Origin of the sequence: Corynebacterium sp. AOP40-9SA-29, from assembly GCF_052377405.1 — a bacterium.
GTDB lineage: Bacteria > Actinomycetota > Actinomycetes > Mycobacteriales > Mycobacteriaceae > Corynebacterium.
In genome coordinates this window covers 1-17770 of the sequence record NZ_JBQSWR010000003.1, presented here as the reverse complement: position 1 = coordinate 17770, position 17770 = coordinate 1, and the positions used below count along the sequence as shown (strand labels likewise).

Genomic DNA, 17770 nt, shown 5'->3' with positions numbered 1-17770 from the left:
CCCACATGTCGGTCGGCGATGCGATCACCGCCGAGCAGGTTACCGACATCATCTCGAGCACCGGGAAGGCCGCCTCGCCGGAGATCGCCGACTACGCCCTCCAGCTCGCCGATGACTCACTGATCCTCTCCCAGCGTTTGGGGTGGTGGATCTCGCGTGCGCCGGAGATGGAGGAGGACGTGGCCCTGGGGAACATCGCCCTCGACGTCCTCGGCCACGCCCGGTTCCTCTATACATACGCCGGCAGCGCGCACGGTAAGACCGAGGATGATCTGGCCTACTTCCGTAATGAAGAGGAGTTCCGCTCCTGCCGCCTCGTCGAGCAGCCCAACGGCGACTTCGGTCATACGATCGCACGCCAGCTGATCTTCAGCCTGTACGCCGGCGAGCTCTATTCACGGTTGTCCTCCTCCACCGACGAGATGCTCGCGGCCATCGCGGACAAGGCGATCAAGGAAGTCAGCTACCACATCGACCATGCCATTCAGTGGTTGCTGCGTCTCGGCCTGGGCACCGAGGAATCGCACCGGCGGATGCAGGCCGGGTTGGAGTCCATGTGGCCCTACAAGGATGAACTGTTCACGGATACCGAGGTCATCGACCGAGCGGAAGAGAAGTCCCCCGGCGCGATCGTCCGTCCTTCGAGCCTGCGGGAGGCGGTCGACGCCCACCTATCGACGGTAATCCAGAAGGCCGGGCTGACGGTCCCGACCGTTCCCGCCGCCGCCGACCTGGGATACGCCAGGACGGGACGTTTCAGCGAGCACCGTGGCTACATCGTGACGGAGATGCAGTCGCTGGCCCGCCAGCACCCGGGAGCGACATGGTGACCGCCAACGCCACAGCACCGGGCACCCAGACACAGGCCCAGACACAGGCGTGGACGGCGGCGGCTACCGTCACCGATCCCGAGATCCCCGTGATCACCATTGCCGACCTCGGAATCCTGCGGAAGGTCACTGTCGACGACGACTCCGTCACCGTCACGATCACGCCGACGTACTCCGGGTGCCCCGCGATGTCCCAGATCACCGCCGACGTCACCGAGGCCGTCTCCCGGACCGGCTTCGACCGCTCCCGCATCCGGGTGGAGACCGTGCTCAGCCCGGCCTGGACGACCGACTGGATGACCGAGCAGGGAAAACAGAAACTCAAGGATTACGGCATCGCCCCGCCCACCCACCGTTCCGCCCCGGACGGCCCGGTGACCCTGCAGCTCGGCCTCACCCGTCCGGACGTTGCCTGCCCCCTCTGCGATTCCCACAACACCCGTGAGCTGACCCGCTTCGCGTCCACGTCCTGCAAGGCCCTGTACGTCTGCAGTGACTGCCACGAACCCTTCGACTACTTCAAGGTGCACTGATGACTACCACCACCCCCCGCACCCGTGCCCGCTTCAACTCATTGACCGTCTCCGAGGTCAGGCCGCTGACGGAGAACGCCGTGGAAGTGTGTTTTGCGGTGCCGGACGACCTGGTTGCCGACTACAACTATGTCCCCGGCCAGTACGTGGCCCTTCGGGCGTCGATCGACGACCATGAGGTCCGCCGCTCCTACTCGATCTGCGCCGCACCGGTCCCCGGCGAGATCCGGGTGGCCATCAAGAAGACTCTCGGCGGCGTGTTCTCCACCTGGGCCAATGACACGCTCACGGCCGGCGATGTCATCGACGTGATGAATCCGCAGGGCGCGTTCACCCAGAAGGTCCGCACCACCGCGATGAATGATCCGGCGGGTCTCGTCTCGGAACAGTTGGACCACAACCCGCGGGCTCGACTGGTTGCCTTCGCTGCGGGCTCGGGCATCACTCCGGTGATGGCGATTGCCACCGCAACGTTGGCGGGTTCCCCCGACGCGACCTTCGAACTCGTCTACGCCAACCGGTCCACCGTGGACGTGATGTTCGCCGAAGAGATCGGTGATCTCAAAGACCGTTACCCGGATCGGTTCACCGTCCACCACATCCTGTCGCGGGAGAACCGGACAAGTCCGCTTCACACCGGACGGGTGGATGACGAGAAACTGGCCATCATGCTGGATCGCATGCTCCGAGCAGGAGATGTGGAGGAGTGGTTCCTCTGCGGACCCTTCGACATGGTCCAGCTCGCCCGTGATGAGCTGAAGGACCGGGGTGTCGATGACGAGCGAGTTCGATTCGAACTGTTCACCACCGGAAAGCCGTCGACGCCGGACGGCCAGCAGGGCCGTATCGTCGAGGTCAAAGACAATGAGCCGACCTACGAGGTCGAGTTCACCCTGGACAGCTCCTCGTCCACCGTCGACTCCCCCAGGTCGGCGCGCGAGACCATCCTCAACGCCGCACTGCGCAAACGGCCGGACGTCCCCTTCGCCTGCGCCGGCGGCGTCTGCGGAACGTGCCGCGCCAAGCTGGTCTCGGGCACATGCGACATGGACGAGAACTTCGCCCTGGAGCCGGACGAAGTCGAGGCCGGCTACATCCTGACCTGCCAGTCCCGTCCGACCAGCGATGCAGTGAGCGTGAATTTCGATGCCTGATCAGACGACCGTCACTCTCACCGTGACCGACGGGGTAGCCGAACTCGTCCTCAACGCCCCCCAAAAGCGCAATGCTTTAACCGCAGCTGACCTGGGAGAACTTCGCGCCCTGCTCGACGCGGCAACCGCCCGGGCCCAACGCGGGGAAATCCGTTCCCTCCTTCTCCGCGGTGAAGGCCGTGGGTTCTGCGCCGGACGTGACGTCGCCGGAACCGACCCGGACAATGACGATGCCGCCGGCTACCTCGCCAGCCTCGAACCGGTCCTCCACGAGTTGGAGGAGTTCCCCGCGCCAACATTCGCCGCCGTTCATGGTGCCTGTCTCGGAGTGGGACTGGGGCTCGCAATCGCCTGCGACGTGGTCTATATAGCTGACAACGCCAAAATCGGTTCCCCCTTCGCCGCACTCGGAGCCACCCTGGATTCCGGCGGCCACGCCTACCTGTTGGCCCGTCTCGGTCGGCACCGCACACTCGACCTGATCTACTCTGGCGAGCTGATCAGTGGCGCTCAAGCGGTCAGCGAGGGATTGTTCTCCCGGACGATGCCTGCCGACGACGTCCTGGACGTCACGCGTACCGCCGCCCGCAAGGCTTCCGAGGGCCCGACCGCGGCCTTCCTGGAATCCAAACAACTGCTGTCCACCATCGCAGAGACGTCACCTGGGCCACGAGAGGCCCTGACCCTCGAGAATGCCGCCCAGGTCCGACTGTCACACACCCCCGACTATGCCGAAGGCTTCCGCTCCTTCCAGGAGAAGCGGAAACCAGTTTTCACCGGAAAGGCTCACCGATGACCCAGCTCGACCCCCGTTCCGCCTACATCATCGACGCACGCCGGACCCCCGTCGGACGCTACGGCGGCGCGCTGGCATCGGTACGTCCCGATGATCTCGCGGCGACCGTCATCTCCGACCTCCTGGAGAAGTCAGGTGCCGACCCGGCCACAGTGGATGAGGTGATCCTCGGCAACGCCAATGGTGCCGGCGAGGAGAACCGCAACGTCGCACGGATGGCATGGTTGCTCGCCGGCGGACCCGAACATGTCCCCGGGATGACGGTGAATCGCCTCTGCGCCTCAGGCATGAGTTCGGTCGCCGACGCCTGGCATAAGATCGCCGCCGGCGTCGCCGACGTTGTCGTCGCCGGTGGAGTGGAATCGATGACCCGGGCACCGTGGGTCCAGGCGAAGCCCGCAACGGCGTGGGCGAAACCTGGCCCGAGCTTCGACACGTCCATCGGCTGGCGCTTCACGAACCCGAAGCATCTCGACGTCGACAAGCGAACCCTGTCGATGCCGGAGACCGCCGAAGAGGTGGCCGACGTCAAAAAGATCTCCCGCACCGACGCGGATGCATTTGCTCTCCGGTCGCACACCCGAGCACTCGCCGCCATCGAAGGAGAGCAGTTCGCCGGGGAGATCACCCCGGTCACCGTGCACGGCCGCAAGGGTGCGGTGACGATCGTCGACACCGACGAAGGACCTCGTGCGGACACGACCCTCGACAAGCTCGCGGCGCTGCGCCCGGTCGTCCGTCCGGACGGCGCGGTCACCGCCGGAAACTCCTCGTCGCTCAACGACGGTGCGTCCGCCGTTCTCATCGCCTCCGGCGATGCCTGCATGCGTTACGGCCTCACGCCGCGCGCCCGAATCGTCACGGATGCCGCAGTTGGTCTCGCCCCCGAGATCATGGGGATGGGGCCGGTCCCGTCCACCAGAAAGGCCCTGGACAGAGCCGGGTGGGACATCGGTGACCTTGATGCGGTGGAACTCAACGAAGCTTTCGCGACCCAGTCGCTCGCGTGTATGCGGGAACTGGGACTCGACAGCCGCGAAGACATCGTCAACGCCTCGGGTGGAGCCATCGCTCTTGGCCATCCCCTCGGCTCCTCCGGATCACGACTCATCGTGACGCTACTGAACCGACTCGAGAGAGAAGGCGGTAGCCGTGGGCTGGCCACGATGTGTGTCGGCGTCGGACAAGGGACGGCACTACTCATTGAGCGGGTGAACTGATGACCTTTTCCACCCTCTCCTTCAGCGAGGAGACCCACGGAGCGGCGACGTATGCCGTGGCGAGACTGAACCGACCCGATGTCCGCAATGCCATAGACCAGGCGATGGTCGATGACCTTCACGCCGTGTGCGCAGAGCTCGAGAGGGAGCCGCGCACACTGGTGATCACCGGCTGCACGGTGGAGGGAAAGAACGGCCCCCGGGGAATCTTCGCGTCCGGTGCCGACATCACCCAATTGCGTGAACGTCGTCGCGACGATGCGCTTCGGGGCATCAACTCCCAGATCTTCGACCGCATCGCGAAACTTCCGATGCCGGTCATCGCAGCCATCGACGGCGCGGCCCTGGGCGGAGGCGCAGAGCTCGCCCTCGCCGCCGACTTTCGGCTCGGAACTCCCGCCACCCGATTCGGGCAGCCGGAAACCGGGCTCGGCATCATTGCCGCAGCCGGAGGATTGTGGCGGCTCAAGGAAGTCACCGGCGAACAACTCGCCAAAGAAATTCTCCTGGCGGGACGGATCCTCACCGGGGAGGAATGTAAGGACAACGGGATCCTGCTGTCCCTTCACTCCCCCGACGAACTCGACGACGCTGCCGGCGCACTCGCCGAACGCATCGCAGCCCAGGATCCCTTAGCAGTTCGCATCTCCAAGCGGGTCTTCGCGATGCCTCGAGATGCCCATCCCCACGTCGACGAACTCGCCCAGGCCGTGCTGTTCGAGTCGCAGGAGAAGTTCGACCGCATGCAGGCCTTCATCGACAGAAAGAAGAAGTGACATGACCGATACCAACCAGCCCTCGAACCTGCCGGACGCTGTAGGTGTCATCGGTGGTGGACGCATGGGCGCCGGTATAGCCCATGCTTTTCTGATCGCGGGAAGCACGGTCACCGTGCTGGAAGCGGACAGCGCTGCGTCCGACGCGGCCCGTCATCGTGTCGTCGACCAGGTACAGGCCTCTGCGGACAGAGGGAAGCTGCCCGGTTCACCGTCCGAAACCGTCGAGCGTCTCACGGTCACGGCGAACTCCGCGGACCTCGCGGGGTGTGGTCTCGTGATCGAAGCCGTTCCCGAGGATCTAACGATCAAGACGGAGGCGCTCACCCGCGCAGCCAAGGTCGTTGGCGACTCCGCCTGGATCGCCACGAACACCTCGTCGCTGTCGGTCGACGATCTCGCCGCGGCGGTCGGCAACATCACGGGGCGTCCGGAGAAGGTCTGCGGCCTGCACTTCTTCAACCCGGTGCCCGCCTCGAAGCTGATCGAGGTGGTGATCGCAGACGCCACCTCCGCCGAACTCGCGGAGAAGGCTCCCGCGTGGGCCACCGCCCTGGGGAAGACTCCGGTGGTGGTGAAGAACCGTCCGGGATTCGCGTCGTCCCGACTCGGTGTGGCCATTGCCCTCGAAGCGATGCGCATGGTCGAGGAGGGTGTTGCCTCACCGGAGGACATCGACAATGCGATGACCTTGGGCTACAAGCATCCTGTCGGCCCCCTGGCCCTCACCGACATCGTTGGGCTGGACGTGCGCCTGGGCATCGCCGAGTACCTCGAGTCCACCCTCGGCGAACGTTTCGCCCCGCCGCAGATCCTCCGGGACAAGGTCAAGGCCGGTGATATTGGCCGTAAATCAGGTCGAGGGTTCTACGAGTACCCGTCCTGACGTAGCGCAGGGCCGGGCGGGCCGACTCAATCCACTGTCCGATCTCGCCCGGCAAGAACCCCTGCCCAGAGCATCCCGACGTTCACGACAATGAGAACGATGAGCGCCGGCGTCCACGAACCGGTCACGTCATGCAGCGCACCCACGACGACCGGCCCGAGGGCTGCGAGAATATAGCCGACGGACTGCGCCATCCCCGATAGCGACGCAGCGGTCGTGTGATGCCTGGTCCGTAGCCCGAACAGGGACAAAGAGAATACGATGCTTGCGCCTGCTCCGATACCGGCAATGCACGCCCATATGCCTGTCAGGGCCGGCGCAGCGAGGATCCCGGTGACGGCGATCAGCAAGGTCACGGGAATGAGCACGCCGAGGATCCGCTGATCCTTCACCCGCACCAACAGGGCCGAGCATACGAGACTGCCGATGATCCCGAAGACGTTGAACAGGAGCAGATGGGTGCCTGCTGTCGTCCCGCTGATCCCGGCGTCCTTTTCGATCGTCGGAAGCCAGGTGACCAGAACATAGTAGGTCGTGGACTGTAGGCCCATGAATGCCGCGACCTGCCAGGCCACGGCGCGCCGCCACATCGGACGCCCTGGGCGCCTGGTTTCCGGCACCGCTGCCGCTGCCGGTGCCGGTGCCGTTGCCGGTGCCGTTTCACCGACGTTGTCGGGGCTTGTCCGGCGTGCCTGCGGGAGGATGATGGCGAGGGCGAGGAGGGCCAGTCCCGCCCACATCCCCAGTGGTAGCCGCCAGCCCAGGACGGTCAGTCCGGCTACCGGAACAGCCAAGCCGGCGGCAATCGCGGCGACCCCGGACTGAATGGCCGAATACGCCCCGGTTACTTGCCCGATCTTCGTCGGGAAATCTCTCTTCACCAGTGCGGGAAGCACAACATTGAGGACCGCTATGGCGACGCCGATAAGAAGCGTGCCGACCCACAGGAGGGCGAACGGTGGTGTCGACCGAGCCACCAACCCCAGTGCCAGGAGTCCGAGGCCACCGGCAATGACGCGTTCCAGGCCGAACCGGTGCGCGAGACGGGGCACCAGCGGCGATACTGCGGCAAAGGCCACCAGAGGCAGGCTAACAAGGAACGACGCTGCTGAGGATGAGATATCGAGGTCATCCTCGATCTCGGTGAGCACCGGGCCCACCGTTGTTATCGCCGCGCGCAGATTGCCCGCGACGAGGAGAATGCCCGCCACAGCCAACACAGGAGCAGCTCGTCCGTAGCGCCGGCCCTTTGCCGTCTTCGATGTCGGCGATGTCGGCGCCGTCATCGCCGGTACGCTCCCGGTTCTGAGTGCGCGTTGGCACGTGTGTGATGCGGCTGGATCTTAGGCATGCCGATCAACTTATCAACTGCGTCTCACATGGAGAGCCGTGAAGCCTGGATTGTGTCGGGCATCAGTTCCCTGGACGTGAGCTCTGAGGGACGACGAGATTGCTGATCCGTACCGTGCAGAGCCGGCGGGAGTCCTCATCGGTGATGACGACCTCATGCGAGCACATCCGCCTCCCCAGCCGGATGGCGGTAGCGGTCGCCGTGATGGTTCCCTCCGAGACCGACGCATGGTGAGTTGCGTTGATGTCCACACCGACCACGGCGTTGCCTGACGTCGAGGCATGTTTGAGCGCCGCCCAGGATCCCACGGCCTCTGCCACGGCGACCATGGCACCGCCGTGCAACAGTCCCAGCGACTGCCTGTTACCCGCCACGGGCATCGTCGCCACCACCTTTTCCGGGCTCTCCTGGAGAATCTTCACCCCGAGTTTCTCGTCGAGTTCACCCAACCTGATCTGCCACATCTCGTGATCCACCGAGAAGACTCCCGTCCTGTGTGTTGTGTCACTTCTTTCTCCTGCGATACTATAGCGGAACCGACCGATCGTTCGGTAACTACGCTTTATAGAAAGGACGCCCGTGACTGCCTCCACAACTGCACGGACTGACGTAAAAACCCTTCCGAGCTACATCGCTGACCAGTGGCTCACTCCTGACTCCTCGGCCCCCGGCGCGCGCATCACGTCCATCCCCGATGCGTCGACGGGAGAGACCACCGCGCAGGTCGTCGCCGACAGCTCCCAGAACAGCGCCGCGGCCGTCCAGCACGCACGCACGGTCGGACAGCGCAACCTCAGTGAGCTCAGCACCCACGAGCGTGCCCTGATCCTCAAAAATCTGGCACTGTACCTCAACGACCGTCGCGACAGCCTCTACCAGCTGTCATTCACCACCGGCACGACGAGCCGCGACAATCTGGTCGACATCGACGGTGGCATCGGCACGCTCTTCGCGTTCTCCTCGAAGGGACGTCGGGAGCTGCCCAACACCAACGTGATTCCTGATGGCCCCGTTGAGGTGCTGAGCCGGGACGGCAGCTTCGTCGCCCGCCACATCTACACCGCAATTCCCGGCGTCGCCGCACAGGTCAACGCATTCAACTTTCCCGTCTGGGGCATGCTCGAGAAGTTCGCCCCGGCATTTGTGGCCGGCGTTCCGTCCATCGTTAAGCCCGCGACCCAGACCGCCGCGGTTGCCGTCGAATGTGTACGCATGATGGCGGAGTCCGGACTACTCCCCGCGGGATCGCTGCAGATCATCGCGGGCGGGGGACGCGATCTCATCGACCACCTCGACGAGCGCGACCACCTGGCGTTCACCGGCTCAGCAGACACCGCCCGTGTGCTCCGTGGCTCCGACGCGGTCCAGACCCATGGCCTGCGTTTTTCCGCCGAGGCAGATTCCCTCAACGCCGCGATTCTCGCGCCGGACGCAACCCCCGACACCCCGGAATTCGACGCCTACATCAGAATTCTCTTCGGAGAGATGACCGCGAAGGCGGGACAGAAGTGCACCGCCGTCCGACGCGCGATCGTGCCGTCCACGCAGGTCAACGACGTCGTTGAGGCACTGGCCACCCGTCTCACTGACAAGGTCGTAGTTGGCGACCCTCGTGAGGACGCAACCACGATGGGGCCTCTCGTCTCCAAGGCCCAGCAGTCCGATGTCGCCGCAGCCGTCAGGACGCTGGTCGACGCCGGTGCGGACGTCCGGCTTGGCGGCGTTCCGGAAGGCACCGAAGACGGTGCCTTCTTCTCCCCCACCATCCTCACCGTTGACGATCCTCGGACGCCCGCCGTGCACGACACAGAGGCCTTCGGCCCCGTGATCACCGTCATCGGATACAACGACGGGGACATCAATGAAGCAATCGAGCTGACCAACCTCGGTCGAGGTTCCCTGGTCGCATCGCTGGTCACCAATGACATGGACACGGCTGCGGCGGTGTCGCGCGGTATCGCGCCCCTGCACGGACGCCTTCACCTGGTCAACCGACAGGACGCAAAGACCTCGACCGGTCACGGTTCTCCCCTTCCGGTGCTGGTCCACGGCGGGCCAGGACGCGCCGGCGGAGGCGAGGAACTCGGCGGCGTCCGCGGAATCAAGCATTTCATGCAGCGCACCGCAGTGCAGGGCTCCCCCGACCTCCTCACCGCGGTCACCGGAGAATGGGTCCAGGGTGCCAGATCCAACACCGTCACACGCGAAGACATCGATGCCGGAACTGGTATTCATCCTTTCCGGAAGTCGCTGGCGGACCTGCGCGTCGGTGACCAGCTCGTATCGGAGCCTCGTACCGTGACTCTGGATGACATCCGCTACTTCGCGGACACCACCGGAGACACCTTCTACGCCCACACCGACGAAGCCGCTGCCACGGCGAATCCTTTCTTCCCCCGACGAGTCGCGCACGGATATCTCCTGGTGAGCTGGGCGGCCGGCTTGTTCGTCGAACCGGCTCCCGGTCCCGTACTGGCCAACTACGGCCTCGAGAACCTCCGGTTCATCACGCCGGTCACCTACGACGACACCATCCGCGTGACTCTCACGGCGAAACGCATCACCCCCCGCGTCACTGACGAGTACGGGGAAGTGTGCTGGGACGCGCTGATCACGAATCAAGACGATGAGATCGTTGCCACCTACGACGTCCTGACCCTCGTCGAAAAGGAAAACACCACCTACGCAACCTGGGGTGAATGATGACGACCCAGGACACGATCCTCGCACCGGGAGTGGCGGACGAACCCGAATTCGACTGGGTCCGGGGAATGTTCCAGCAAGACCGGGCCTCCCAGTTTCTCGGCATCACGATCACTTCACTCTCCGCCGGGAGGTGCGAAGGCGAATTCACTCTCCGGGCCGAGATGTGCAACGGCCACGGCAATGCCCAAGGCGGTTTCCTGTATGCCTTCGCTGACTCCCTCTTCGCCGGCGCCTGCAATTCAGGCGGCCAGCCCGCTGTCGCTGCCTTCAACACCATGCACTACATCGCACCGGGGAAAGAAGGCCAGCGCATCCATGGTCGCGCCGTGCAGTCAGATGTCTGGGGCCGAAACGGCATCACTGATGTCGAACTGTCCTGTGAGGGGCGTGTGATCGCCCAGTTCCGTGGCACCTCACGTGCCGTCACCCTGAAGTAGTCTCCGCTCCACCTCGCTAGACCCGTCATAGCTGTTCACGCCTGCTCTCCACCGAATCCCTCTGGAGTCCCTCCGTGGCTACACTCACCCCGGGCGCCGCGCCCGCACCTGACCCTACTGACACCGCCGCCCATCCCGGCGACCCCACCCAGAATCGATCACCTCAGCGTCGACGCGAGGAACGCCGTGTCCTCGCTGGCACCATGGTCGGCACCACCATCGAGTGGTACGACTTCTTCATCTACGCCCAGGCAGCAGCCTTCGTCTTCGCACCACTGTTCTTCGAGCCCGTCGGTTCCCAGAGCACACTTGCCCAAATTCTGTCGTGGGCGTCGCTCGGCATCAGTTTCCTCTTCCGTCCGCTCGGCGCAGTCATCGCCGGGCATCTTGGTGACCGCTACGGCCGGAAGCTGCTTCTCGTCCTCACCCTCGTCGGAATGGGACTGGCCACCGCACTCATCGGACTGCTTCCCACCTATGCGTCCATCGGAGTCGGGGCACCGATCCTGCTCGTCCTGCTGCGAGTCCTCCAGGGCCTGTCCGCCGGTGGCGAATGGGGCGGGGCTGCATTGATGGCGGTCGAGCACGCTCCTCGAGAGAAGCGCGGCTGGTTCGGCGCATACCCGCAGATCGGGGTCCCGCTCGGACTCATCCTCGCCACGACCTTCATGATGGTGCTCACCAGCTCCATGTCGGACGAGGCATTCCTCTCCTGGGGTTGGAGGATCCCCTTCCTCTCTTCGATCATCCTGATCCTGACCGGGTACGTGATCCGGCGCTCCGTGGACGAGTCCCCGGTGTTCGTGGAAATGCAGGCCCGCAAGAAGGAAGCATCCGCACCGCTGAGCTCGCTCTTCCGTTATCACTGGAGGAGCGTCCTCCTGGCTGCCCTCATCTTCGCCGGAACGAACGCCGTGGGTTACATGATCATTGCGTTCTTTTCCTCCTACGGAACGTCCGAATTGGGAATGACGAAGACCGCCACCCTGGTCGTCGCATTGTGCGGCGGTGTCGTGTGGCTCGGCTTCACCTTCCTTGGCGGATGGATGTCTGACCGGATCGGACGACGAGTCACGTTCATGATCGGCTACGCCCTCCTGATCGTCTGGCTGATCCCCATGTGGTCACTGATCGACACGGGGAACACGGGTCTGTTCATCCTGGCCGTGGTGATCCTCGGTATGGCCCTTGGCCCCTGCTATGCACCCCAGCCTGCGCTCTACGCCGAGATGTTCCCCGCCAACCTCCGCTACTCCGGAACGTCGATCGGCTATGCAATCGGGTCGGTAATCGGTGGTGCCTTCGCCCCGCTGATTGCCCAACTCCTGCTCGATTCGACGGGCCAATCCTGGACGATCGGCCTCTACCTGGCAATCGTGTGTGTCATCTCCTTCCTGGCCGCCTGGGCCGTTCCAAAGTCCGTGGAGAAGGGTGACCTGCGCGTGTAAACAGGACGCCAACCACCAGGATCCAACCGCCCCGTCCCAAGGAGGTACCGTGACCACTTCTCCAACCAGCCTGCCATCACTTCCCAGTAGCTACGATGAACTGCTCAATGCGGTCTGCGCCGATGATGACCGAGGACGTCCCGTTTACGACCCCGCGACCGAGGAGCTCATCGGCCATGCGCCTGTGCACGGTGCCGAGGTACTCGACGATGCCGTGGCCACCGCTCGCGCCGCGCAGAAGGAATGGGCCCAGCGTCCGGATTCCGAGCGTCGCGACCTTCTCCTCCTCGCCGCCGACGCTGTGGAGGCCGTTGCCGAACCACTGGCCGAATTGCTTTCCCGAGAACAGGGCAAGCCCCTGAATGGCCCGAACGCCCGCTTTGAGGTTGGCGGCTGCCAGGCGTGGACCCGAACCGCTGCCACCACGCCACTTCCAGAGGAAGTCCTGGTGGACGACGGCGAGACCTACGCGACCCTTGCGTACCGCCCAGTCGGTGTCGTCGGCGCCATCGGCCCCTGGAACTGGCCAATGTTGATCTCGATATGGCAGATCGCTCCGTCGCTGCGGATGGGTAACACCGTCGTCCTGAAACCATCGGAGAACACCGCGCTGTCGGTGCTGGCCCTGTGTTACGTGTTGAACAAGGTACTTCCTGCGGGAGTGCTGACGGTCGTGGCCGGCGACCGCGAAGTTGGGGCCCGCATCCCCACTCATCCCGGGATAGACAAGATCATGTTCACCGGATCCATCGCGACCGGCAGAAAGATCGCGGAGAGTTCGGCCGGGACGATCAAACGTCTCACCCTGGAACTCGGAGGAAATGATGCCGGCATCGTCCTCGAAGACGCGTTCGGAACCAATATCTCCGACCCGGATGTTGTTGCCGCCAACGACAAGGTCGCCGAGGGAATCTTCTGGGGCGCGTTCATCAATACCGGTCAGACCTGTGCGGCCTTGAAGCGGCTCTACGTTCCCGACTCCATCTACGACGTTGTCTGCGACTCACTGGTCCGTGTGGCTCAGAAAATGCCGATGGGAGTGGGATTATCCGAGGAGAACGTGCTTGGACCGCTGCAGAACCAGGACCAGTTCGATATCGTCGACAGTCTGGTGAAGGAAGCCATCGCCTCCGGTGCAACCGTTCTTCTCGGGGGCGATCCCGACTACTCCGCCCCCGGCTACTTCTATCCGACCACGCTGGTCTCGGACATCGACCCGAACAACCCCTTGGTCACCCAAGAACAGTTCGGCCCCGCACTCCCGATCATCGGGTATTCCTCGTTGGACGAGGCCATCCTGGAAGCGAATCGCCTGGACGTTGGCCTTGGTTCGTCGGTGTGGTCGGCTGACCGAGACTCTGCGCGCGCTGTCGCCAGCAAAATTGAAGCGGGCACAACCTGGATTAACTCTCACGGGACGATCGACCCCCGTGTGCCTTTCGGCGGAATCAAGAGCTCGGGATATGGACTCGAGTTCGGCCAGGAAGGGCTCAAGCATGTGGCAGTCCCGCATGTGATCAACGGATAGACACTATCCACAGTCCGAACGGGAGGGCCCCTCGCCACAGCGAGGGGCCCTCCCGTTCATCTCTGACATCATCCACAGTCATCGCATCGCCGCGCTACGACAGCGCCGAAACCCACAGCGTTCCCGCCGACCAGGTCCCTGCGGCACCAAGAACCCCCACTTGTCAGCCACACTCAGTCACCGAGGCGAAGTCACCCATAAATCGTAAAACCGAATTTATCCATCATGGGCCCGACCACCTTGGCCCCCGCGGTAGTCGCATCCTCGACGTAGCCGAAACTCGCGACCCCTACCGCATAGATATTAACTTCAGACTGGTCAGTGGGGTCGACAGCCCATATAGCGCCACCGGAATCCCCTTGATCCTGAATAGCATCGAAGGTAAGAGTCTTCGCGTTCAGCATATCTTGGAAGTTCCCGCAGGATAATCCCGAACGCCAACCAAGACGGCAAATATACGGCTTAGCGCTCTCCAGCCACTCTGCAGACCTCCATCCCCCCAAGCTCAGAGGAGTTCCTCCAACGTTCACAGACGGGGTAGCCTCGATATATTCTTGATATTCAGAGTATATCTCTATAAGCCCGTAGTCATCTCCGGGACCTACGTTGTCCGGGGTCCCATCAAAGTAACTCTCGACAAACTCACCGACATTAACTTTCTCGCCGCTGGCAGCAGTAATATAGACGCGATCGCCCTCATTTCCACAATGCCCCGCGGTCAAGTTGTAGATTCTCGACGGCTGGTCCTTCTTCGCAACCGTCCATCCAAACGAGCAGCTTCCGCCATTCTCGATGTAATAGCGAACCCCAGGGGATATCTTTCCCATAGTGTTCAGGTAGTCGAAATCTCGACTATTTCGATATATCTTTCGGTCACTAGCATCAACCTTCCCCTCCGCTCGGTCCGACGATGAGGAGCTACCCAAATCAGGTGCCGTGGCCGGAGTAGTCGCAGCTGGAGAACTAGATGCCGTGCGGCTTTCTAGGTACTCCCGCGCATCCGCCCAGGTAACACACCTGCCAGCATCTTCGGCGATGAGTTTTCGATCTTTGATCCAGTCAAGAGAATCCGAAAGTGTAGCTTCATACGGAAGGTCAACATCAGGACAGGCGCTGGCCTGAAATTCCTCGCTACTGTCCGCGCCAGTAGCCTCGCCCGTAGCCACACCCCCTTCTACAACTCCGTCGTCACTCCCACACGCGATCAAACCTCCCACCAACCCTGCCGAAAGAATAGCCCCACCGAACCGCATAATCGATCTCGATATTATCATTAGGCAAAGCTAGCACAGGGCAGGAAGGAGCCTGATCAAGTCTGGGGAATTTTCCCCATAGTATGTTCAATCGATACTGTTCGGTTACTTCGGTCGGCAGGAGTCCCCCACCTGCCGGCCGCGAACCTCAGCCCCCCATAGATGTTGCCGGGGCTGGCAGCTCACAGCGATCTTTCGCCAGGCGCGGAATGCCTCAGCTCTGCGGCCGGTTATCGACCAACCGCGTGGCCTTACCTTCGCCGGTGTCGAGGGCTTCCAGAACTTCGACACTCGTCGAGATCCCGATGCGGTTCTTGATTTCACGGTTGAGCCAAGCCGCGGCATCATCGCGGTGCGCCTTTGCCAGTCCGTCGACGGCCTCGACCTTGATGGTCAGCGTGTCCATTCGCCCCTTCCTGTCCAACACGCACTGGTACCGAGGGCGCAGGTCAGCGTGCTCCGTGATGATCTCCTCGAACTGGGAAGGGAAACAGTTCACACCGCGGAGGATGATCATGTCGTCGTTGCGCGCAAGAATCTTGTCGATTCGCCGCATCGACCTCGCCGTTCCCGGCAACAGGCGCGTCAGATCATGGGTCCTGTAGCGAATAACGGGGAACGCCTCCTTAGTCAGGGAGGTGATCACGAGCTCGCCGACCTGTCCATCAGGAAGCTGGGCCCCAGTCTTCGGATCGACGATTTCAGGATAGAAGTGGTCTTCCCAGATCGTGAGGCCGTCCCTGGTCTCAACACACTCCTGCGCGACGCCCGGCCCCATGACCTCGGAAAGACCATAGATGTCGGTGGCCGTGATTCCCATGACCTTCTCGAGCTCGTCACGCATACCCGCAGTCCATGGTTCCGCACCGAAGATTCCCGCTCGGATCGACGTCTCCGAAGGGTCGATCCCTTCCTTCATCATGCGGTCGACGATGTTCAGCATGTAGGAGGGGGTACACATGATCCCGTCAGGCTTGAAGTCCTGGATGATCTGCACCTGACGTTCCGTCATCCCCCCGGAGGTAGGAATCGCGGTGGCACCAAGCTTCTCGACGCCGTAGTGCACACCGAGCCCTCCGGTGAACAGTCCATAGCCGAATGCGACCTGGATCTTGTCGCCGGGACGCATTCCCCCCGCGCGCAGAGACCGGGCGACGAGTTCCGACCACGTCTCAATGTCTTTGTGGGTGTATCCAACGACGGTGGGGCGTCCTGTCGTGCCTGACGACGCATGGACCCGTGCAATCTGCTCCTGCGGCACGGCGAACATGCCGAAGGGGTAGTTCTGACGAAGATCCTCCTTCTCGGTCATCGGGAACTTCGCCAGGTCGTCCATCTCCCGGAAGTCATCCGGATGGACGCCGAGGTCAGCGAAGGCCTTACGGTAGTGCGGCACGTTGTAGTACACATGCCGCAAGGTGGCTTTGGCCCGGTGGATTTGCAGGGCCGTGATCTCGTCACGTGAGGCGTATTCGATGTCCAGTTCCGGGCCGCCGCCGGCGACGCGGTTCGTGATGAGCGCAGTCATGTTCACCATCTCTTCTCGCAGTGTGGATTACCCTGTACCTTCCGACCGTTCGGTCGGTAGGTGGGATGATAGATATCCTACACAAAACATGACCCAAGTCACCAATTACACAGCGATCCCCTCGAAGACCTGCTTCACCACGTTGTCCTGGAGCGCACCAACACCAGTCTCTCCCTGGGACGCAAACCAGTCCACGACCGAATTCACCATGCCAAGCTGGAGCCTGGCTTGAAGTCTGGCGTCGACATCTCCCCTGATCTCCCCCGCCTCCTGCGCACGGAGCATCAGCTCCTCCACAAAGCGCGTCAACTCACGCCGGCGCTCAAGAGCTGCCACCTCCACTGGTGAGTTGCCCCGGAGCCGGAGGAGCAGCGCCACATAGGGACGATCGTCGATCGCCAGACGGACCGACTCCCGAAGCAGATACTCCAGCTTCTGACTCCAGCTGCCATCGAGTGCCTCACACCGACGCCTGGCCGCCTCCAAGCCCGCCAGCGCTCGGTCGGACGCGACCTCGAGGATTTCCTCCTTGGAGGCCACATGGTGGTAGATCCCGGCCTTTGAAATCCCCAGTTCCTTCGCCAGGAGCCCCATGCTCGTCGCTTCATAGCCTCGACGATTGAAAACCTCGACGCACGTACGAAGGACCGTCTCACGGTCATAGGCATTGCGCCCTCGAACCTCAACCACCACGTTCACACTCCTCGCCGACGTCTTTCTGAAGACTGTACCGATAGAGTGCCCCAGTGGAGTTGCCCCCTACCCCGAATGGCCCTGCATAGAGCCATGGGAGATCAGAAGTTACTGGTCAGGAAACCGTAAGCGGGGTTAACTCCACCGTTGCCGCCGTAGCTAGAGACGTGCGCGTACTGACCGGGGGCCAGGCCGAACGGAACCTCGGCGACCACGCTGCGGTTGTCCACGGCGCGCACGTCCGAGCTGCCGGTCAGCGTCTGGTCGAGAGCGGTCATCTGAGTGACGGCTTCGGCACGCTCGCGAGTGTTCTCCGTGCGCTCGTCGGAGTTACAGATGTAGTCGGCGGCAGCGCACACGTCCATTACGCGGTCGGCAACCTCGCCGTAACCGTCGGGCAGGGCGCCGAACACGCCGGCCCCGCCGCGGGCGCTACCGCCCTCGACCGAGTCGGCACCACGGTTCGGGCTGGAGATCACCGCGGCGGAACCGAACTTGTCGGCGTCGATCGGGCCACGTCCGTGGCCGATGTCCGCGGCCACGCGGGACGCCACGTCCGCCCCCAGCGAGTAACCCGCCAGGCTGATCTTCGAGGACGGGCACTCCGCAGCGGTGCGAGCGACGAGCTGGT

The 17770-nt window shown here is 63.2% G+C and carries 17 protein-coding genes; 11 read left to right on the top strand and 6 right to left on the bottom strand.

Features of this window, described 5'->3' with window-relative positions:
• Positions 1-5 precede the first annotated feature (5 nt).
• Genes paaC through ACT3SZ_RS06660 form a run of 7 tightly spaced genes read left to right on the top strand, consistent with a single transcriptional unit; the run spans position 6 to position 6195 of the window.
• A complete protein-coding gene (gene paaC, locus ACT3SZ_RS06690; protein WP_444618058.1) occupies positions 6-830 on the top strand; it encodes a 1,2-phenylacetyl-CoA epoxidase subunit PaaC in 825 nt (274 codons plus the stop codon).
• The gene (gene paaD, locus ACT3SZ_RS06685) at positions 824-1363 is read left to right on the top strand and encodes a 1,2-phenylacetyl-CoA epoxidase subunit PaaD (protein ID WP_444617697.1); all 540 of its coding nucleotides are present in this window, start codon (positions 824-826) and stop codon (positions 1361-1363) included. The genes paaC and paaD overlap by 7 nt, the downstream gene beginning before the upstream one ends.
• Positions 1363-2517, top strand: a complete 1155-nt coding sequence (gene paaE / locus ACT3SZ_RS06680) for a 1,2-phenylacetyl-CoA epoxidase subunit PaaE (protein ID WP_444617696.1) — start codon at positions 1363-1365, stop codon at positions 2515-2517. Before paaD ends, paaE begins: the two co-directional genes overlap by 1 nt.
• A complete protein-coding gene (locus ACT3SZ_RS06675; RefSeq protein WP_444617694.1) occupies positions 2510-3313 on the top strand; it encodes an enoyl-CoA hydratase/isomerase family protein in 804 nt (267 codons plus the stop codon). The genes paaE and ACT3SZ_RS06675 overlap by 8 nt, the downstream gene beginning before the upstream one ends.
• Positions 3310-4533, top strand: coding sequence for an acetyl-CoA C-acyltransferase (locus tag ACT3SZ_RS06670; RefSeq protein WP_444617692.1), 1224 nt, complete (start codon positions 3310-3312; stop codon positions 4531-4533). Before ACT3SZ_RS06675 ends, ACT3SZ_RS06670 begins: the two co-directional genes overlap by 4 nt.
• On the top strand, positions 4533-5309 hold the full coding sequence (locus ACT3SZ_RS06665; protein WP_444617691.1) for an enoyl-CoA hydratase/isomerase family protein: 777 nt from the start codon (positions 4533-4535) through the stop codon (positions 5307-5309). Before ACT3SZ_RS06670 ends, ACT3SZ_RS06665 begins: the two co-directional genes overlap by 1 nt.
• 1 nt (position 5310) lies before the next feature.
• The gene (locus tag ACT3SZ_RS06660; RefSeq protein WP_444617689.1) at positions 5311-6195 is read left to right on the top strand and encodes a 3-hydroxyacyl-CoA dehydrogenase family protein; all 885 of its coding nucleotides are present in this window, start codon (positions 5311-5313) and stop codon (positions 6193-6195) included.
• Between the two features lie 26 nt (positions 6196-6221).
• Here the strand turns inward: ACT3SZ_RS06660 and ACT3SZ_RS06655 are convergent, their stop codons facing one another.
• Both ACT3SZ_RS06655 and ACT3SZ_RS06650 read right to left on the bottom strand, forming a co-directional pair.
• Positions 6222-7481: a CynX/NimT family MFS transporter gene (locus ACT3SZ_RS06655; RefSeq protein WP_444617688.1), complete on the bottom strand. Its 1260-nt coding sequence runs from the start codon at positions 7479-7481 to the stop codon at positions 6222-6224.
• Positions 7482-7608: 127 nt separating this feature from the next.
• Positions 7609-8010, bottom strand: coding sequence for a PaaI family thioesterase (locus tag ACT3SZ_RS06650; RefSeq protein ID WP_444618057.1), 402 nt, complete (start codon positions 8008-8010; stop codon positions 7609-7611).
• Positions 8011-8125: 115 nt separating this feature from the next.
• Between ACT3SZ_RS06650 and paaZ the strand changes: the two genes are divergently transcribed.
• From paaZ to ACT3SZ_RS06630, 4 genes are all read left to right on the top strand, one after another.
• A complete protein-coding gene (gene paaZ / locus ACT3SZ_RS06645; RefSeq protein WP_444617686.1) occupies positions 8126-10249 on the top strand; it encodes a phenylacetic acid degradation bifunctional protein PaaZ in 2124 nt (707 codons plus the stop codon).
• A complete protein-coding gene (gene paaI / locus ACT3SZ_RS06640; protein WP_444617684.1) occupies positions 10246-10689 on the top strand; it encodes a hydroxyphenylacetyl-CoA thioesterase PaaI in 444 nt (147 codons plus the stop codon). The genes paaZ and paaI overlap by 4 nt, the downstream gene beginning before the upstream one ends.
• A gap of 203 nt (positions 10690-10892) precedes the next feature.
• Positions 10893-12137, top strand: a complete 1245-nt coding sequence (locus ACT3SZ_RS06635) for an MFS transporter (RefSeq protein WP_444618056.1) — start codon at positions 10893-10895, stop codon at positions 12135-12137.
• A gap of 49 nt (positions 12138-12186) precedes the next feature.
• Entirely contained in the window at positions 12187-13665 is a 1479-nt protein-coding gene (locus ACT3SZ_RS06630) for an aldehyde dehydrogenase family protein (RefSeq protein ID WP_444617682.1), read from the top strand.
• 191 nt (positions 13666-13856) lie between these two features.
• On the opposite strand, the gene ACT3SZ_RS06625 is transcribed toward ACT3SZ_RS06630, so the two are convergent.
• The 4 genes from ACT3SZ_RS06625 to ACT3SZ_RS06610 form a co-directional block, all read right to left on the bottom strand.
• On the bottom strand, positions 13857-14831 hold the full coding sequence (locus ACT3SZ_RS06625; protein WP_444617681.1) for a S1 family peptidase: 975 nt from the start codon (positions 14829-14831) through the stop codon (positions 13857-13859).
• A 301-nt stretch (positions 14832-15132) separates the two neighbouring features.
• A complete protein-coding gene (gene paaK / locus ACT3SZ_RS06620; RefSeq protein ID WP_444617679.1) occupies positions 15133-16446 on the bottom strand; it encodes a phenylacetate--CoA ligase PaaK in 1314 nt (437 codons plus the stop codon).
• 105 nt (positions 16447-16551) lie between these two features.
• Entirely contained in the window at positions 16552-17139 is a 588-nt protein-coding gene (locus ACT3SZ_RS06615; RefSeq protein ID WP_444617677.1) for a TetR/AcrR family transcriptional regulator, read from the bottom strand.
• Between the two features lie 101 nt (positions 17140-17240).
• On the bottom strand, positions 17241-17770 hold a 530-nt coding region (locus tag ACT3SZ_RS06610; RefSeq protein ID WP_444617675.1), incomplete at its 5' end, for a cutinase family protein.

Coding starts and splice junctions, on each gene's coding strand:
- paaC (WP_444618058.1), top strand. CDS start 6: ATGTCGGTCGGCGATGCGATCACCGCCGAGCAGGTTACCGACATCATC.
- paaD (WP_444617697.1), top strand. CDS start 824: ATGGTGACCGCCAACGCCACAGCACCGGGCACCCAGACACAGGCCCAG.
- paaE (WP_444617696.1), top strand. CDS start 1,363: ATGACTACCACCACCCCCCGCACCCGTGCCCGCTTCAACTCATTGACC.
- ACT3SZ_RS06675 (WP_444617694.1), top strand. CDS start 2,510: ATGCCTGATCAGACGACCGTCACTCTCACCGTGACCGACGGGGTAGCC.
- ACT3SZ_RS06670 (WP_444617692.1), top strand. CDS start 3,310: ATGACCCAGCTCGACCCCCGTTCCGCCTACATCATCGACGCACGCCGG.
- ACT3SZ_RS06665 (WP_444617691.1), top strand. CDS start 4,533: ATGACCTTTTCCACCCTCTCCTTCAGCGAGGAGACCCACGGAGCGGCG.
- ACT3SZ_RS06660 (WP_444617689.1), top strand. CDS start 5,311: ATGACCGATACCAACCAGCCCTCGAACCTGCCGGACGCTGTAGGTGTC.
- ACT3SZ_RS06655 (WP_444617688.1), bottom strand. CDS start 7,481: ATGACGGCGCCGACATCGCCGACATCGAAGACGGCAAAGGGCCGGCGC.
- ACT3SZ_RS06650 (WP_444618057.1), bottom strand. CDS start 8,010: ATGTGGCAGATCAGGTTGGGTGAACTCGACGAGAAACTCGGGGTGAAG.
- paaI (WP_444617684.1), top strand. CDS start 10,246: ATGATGACGACCCAGGACACGATCCTCGCACCGGGAGTGGCGGACGAA.
- ACT3SZ_RS06635 (WP_444618056.1), top strand. CDS start 10,893: ATGGTCGGCACCACCATCGAGTGGTACGACTTCTTCATCTACGCCCAG.
- paaK (WP_444617679.1), bottom strand. CDS start 16,446: ATGACTGCGCTCATCACGAACCGCGTCGCCGGCGGCGGCCCGGAACTG.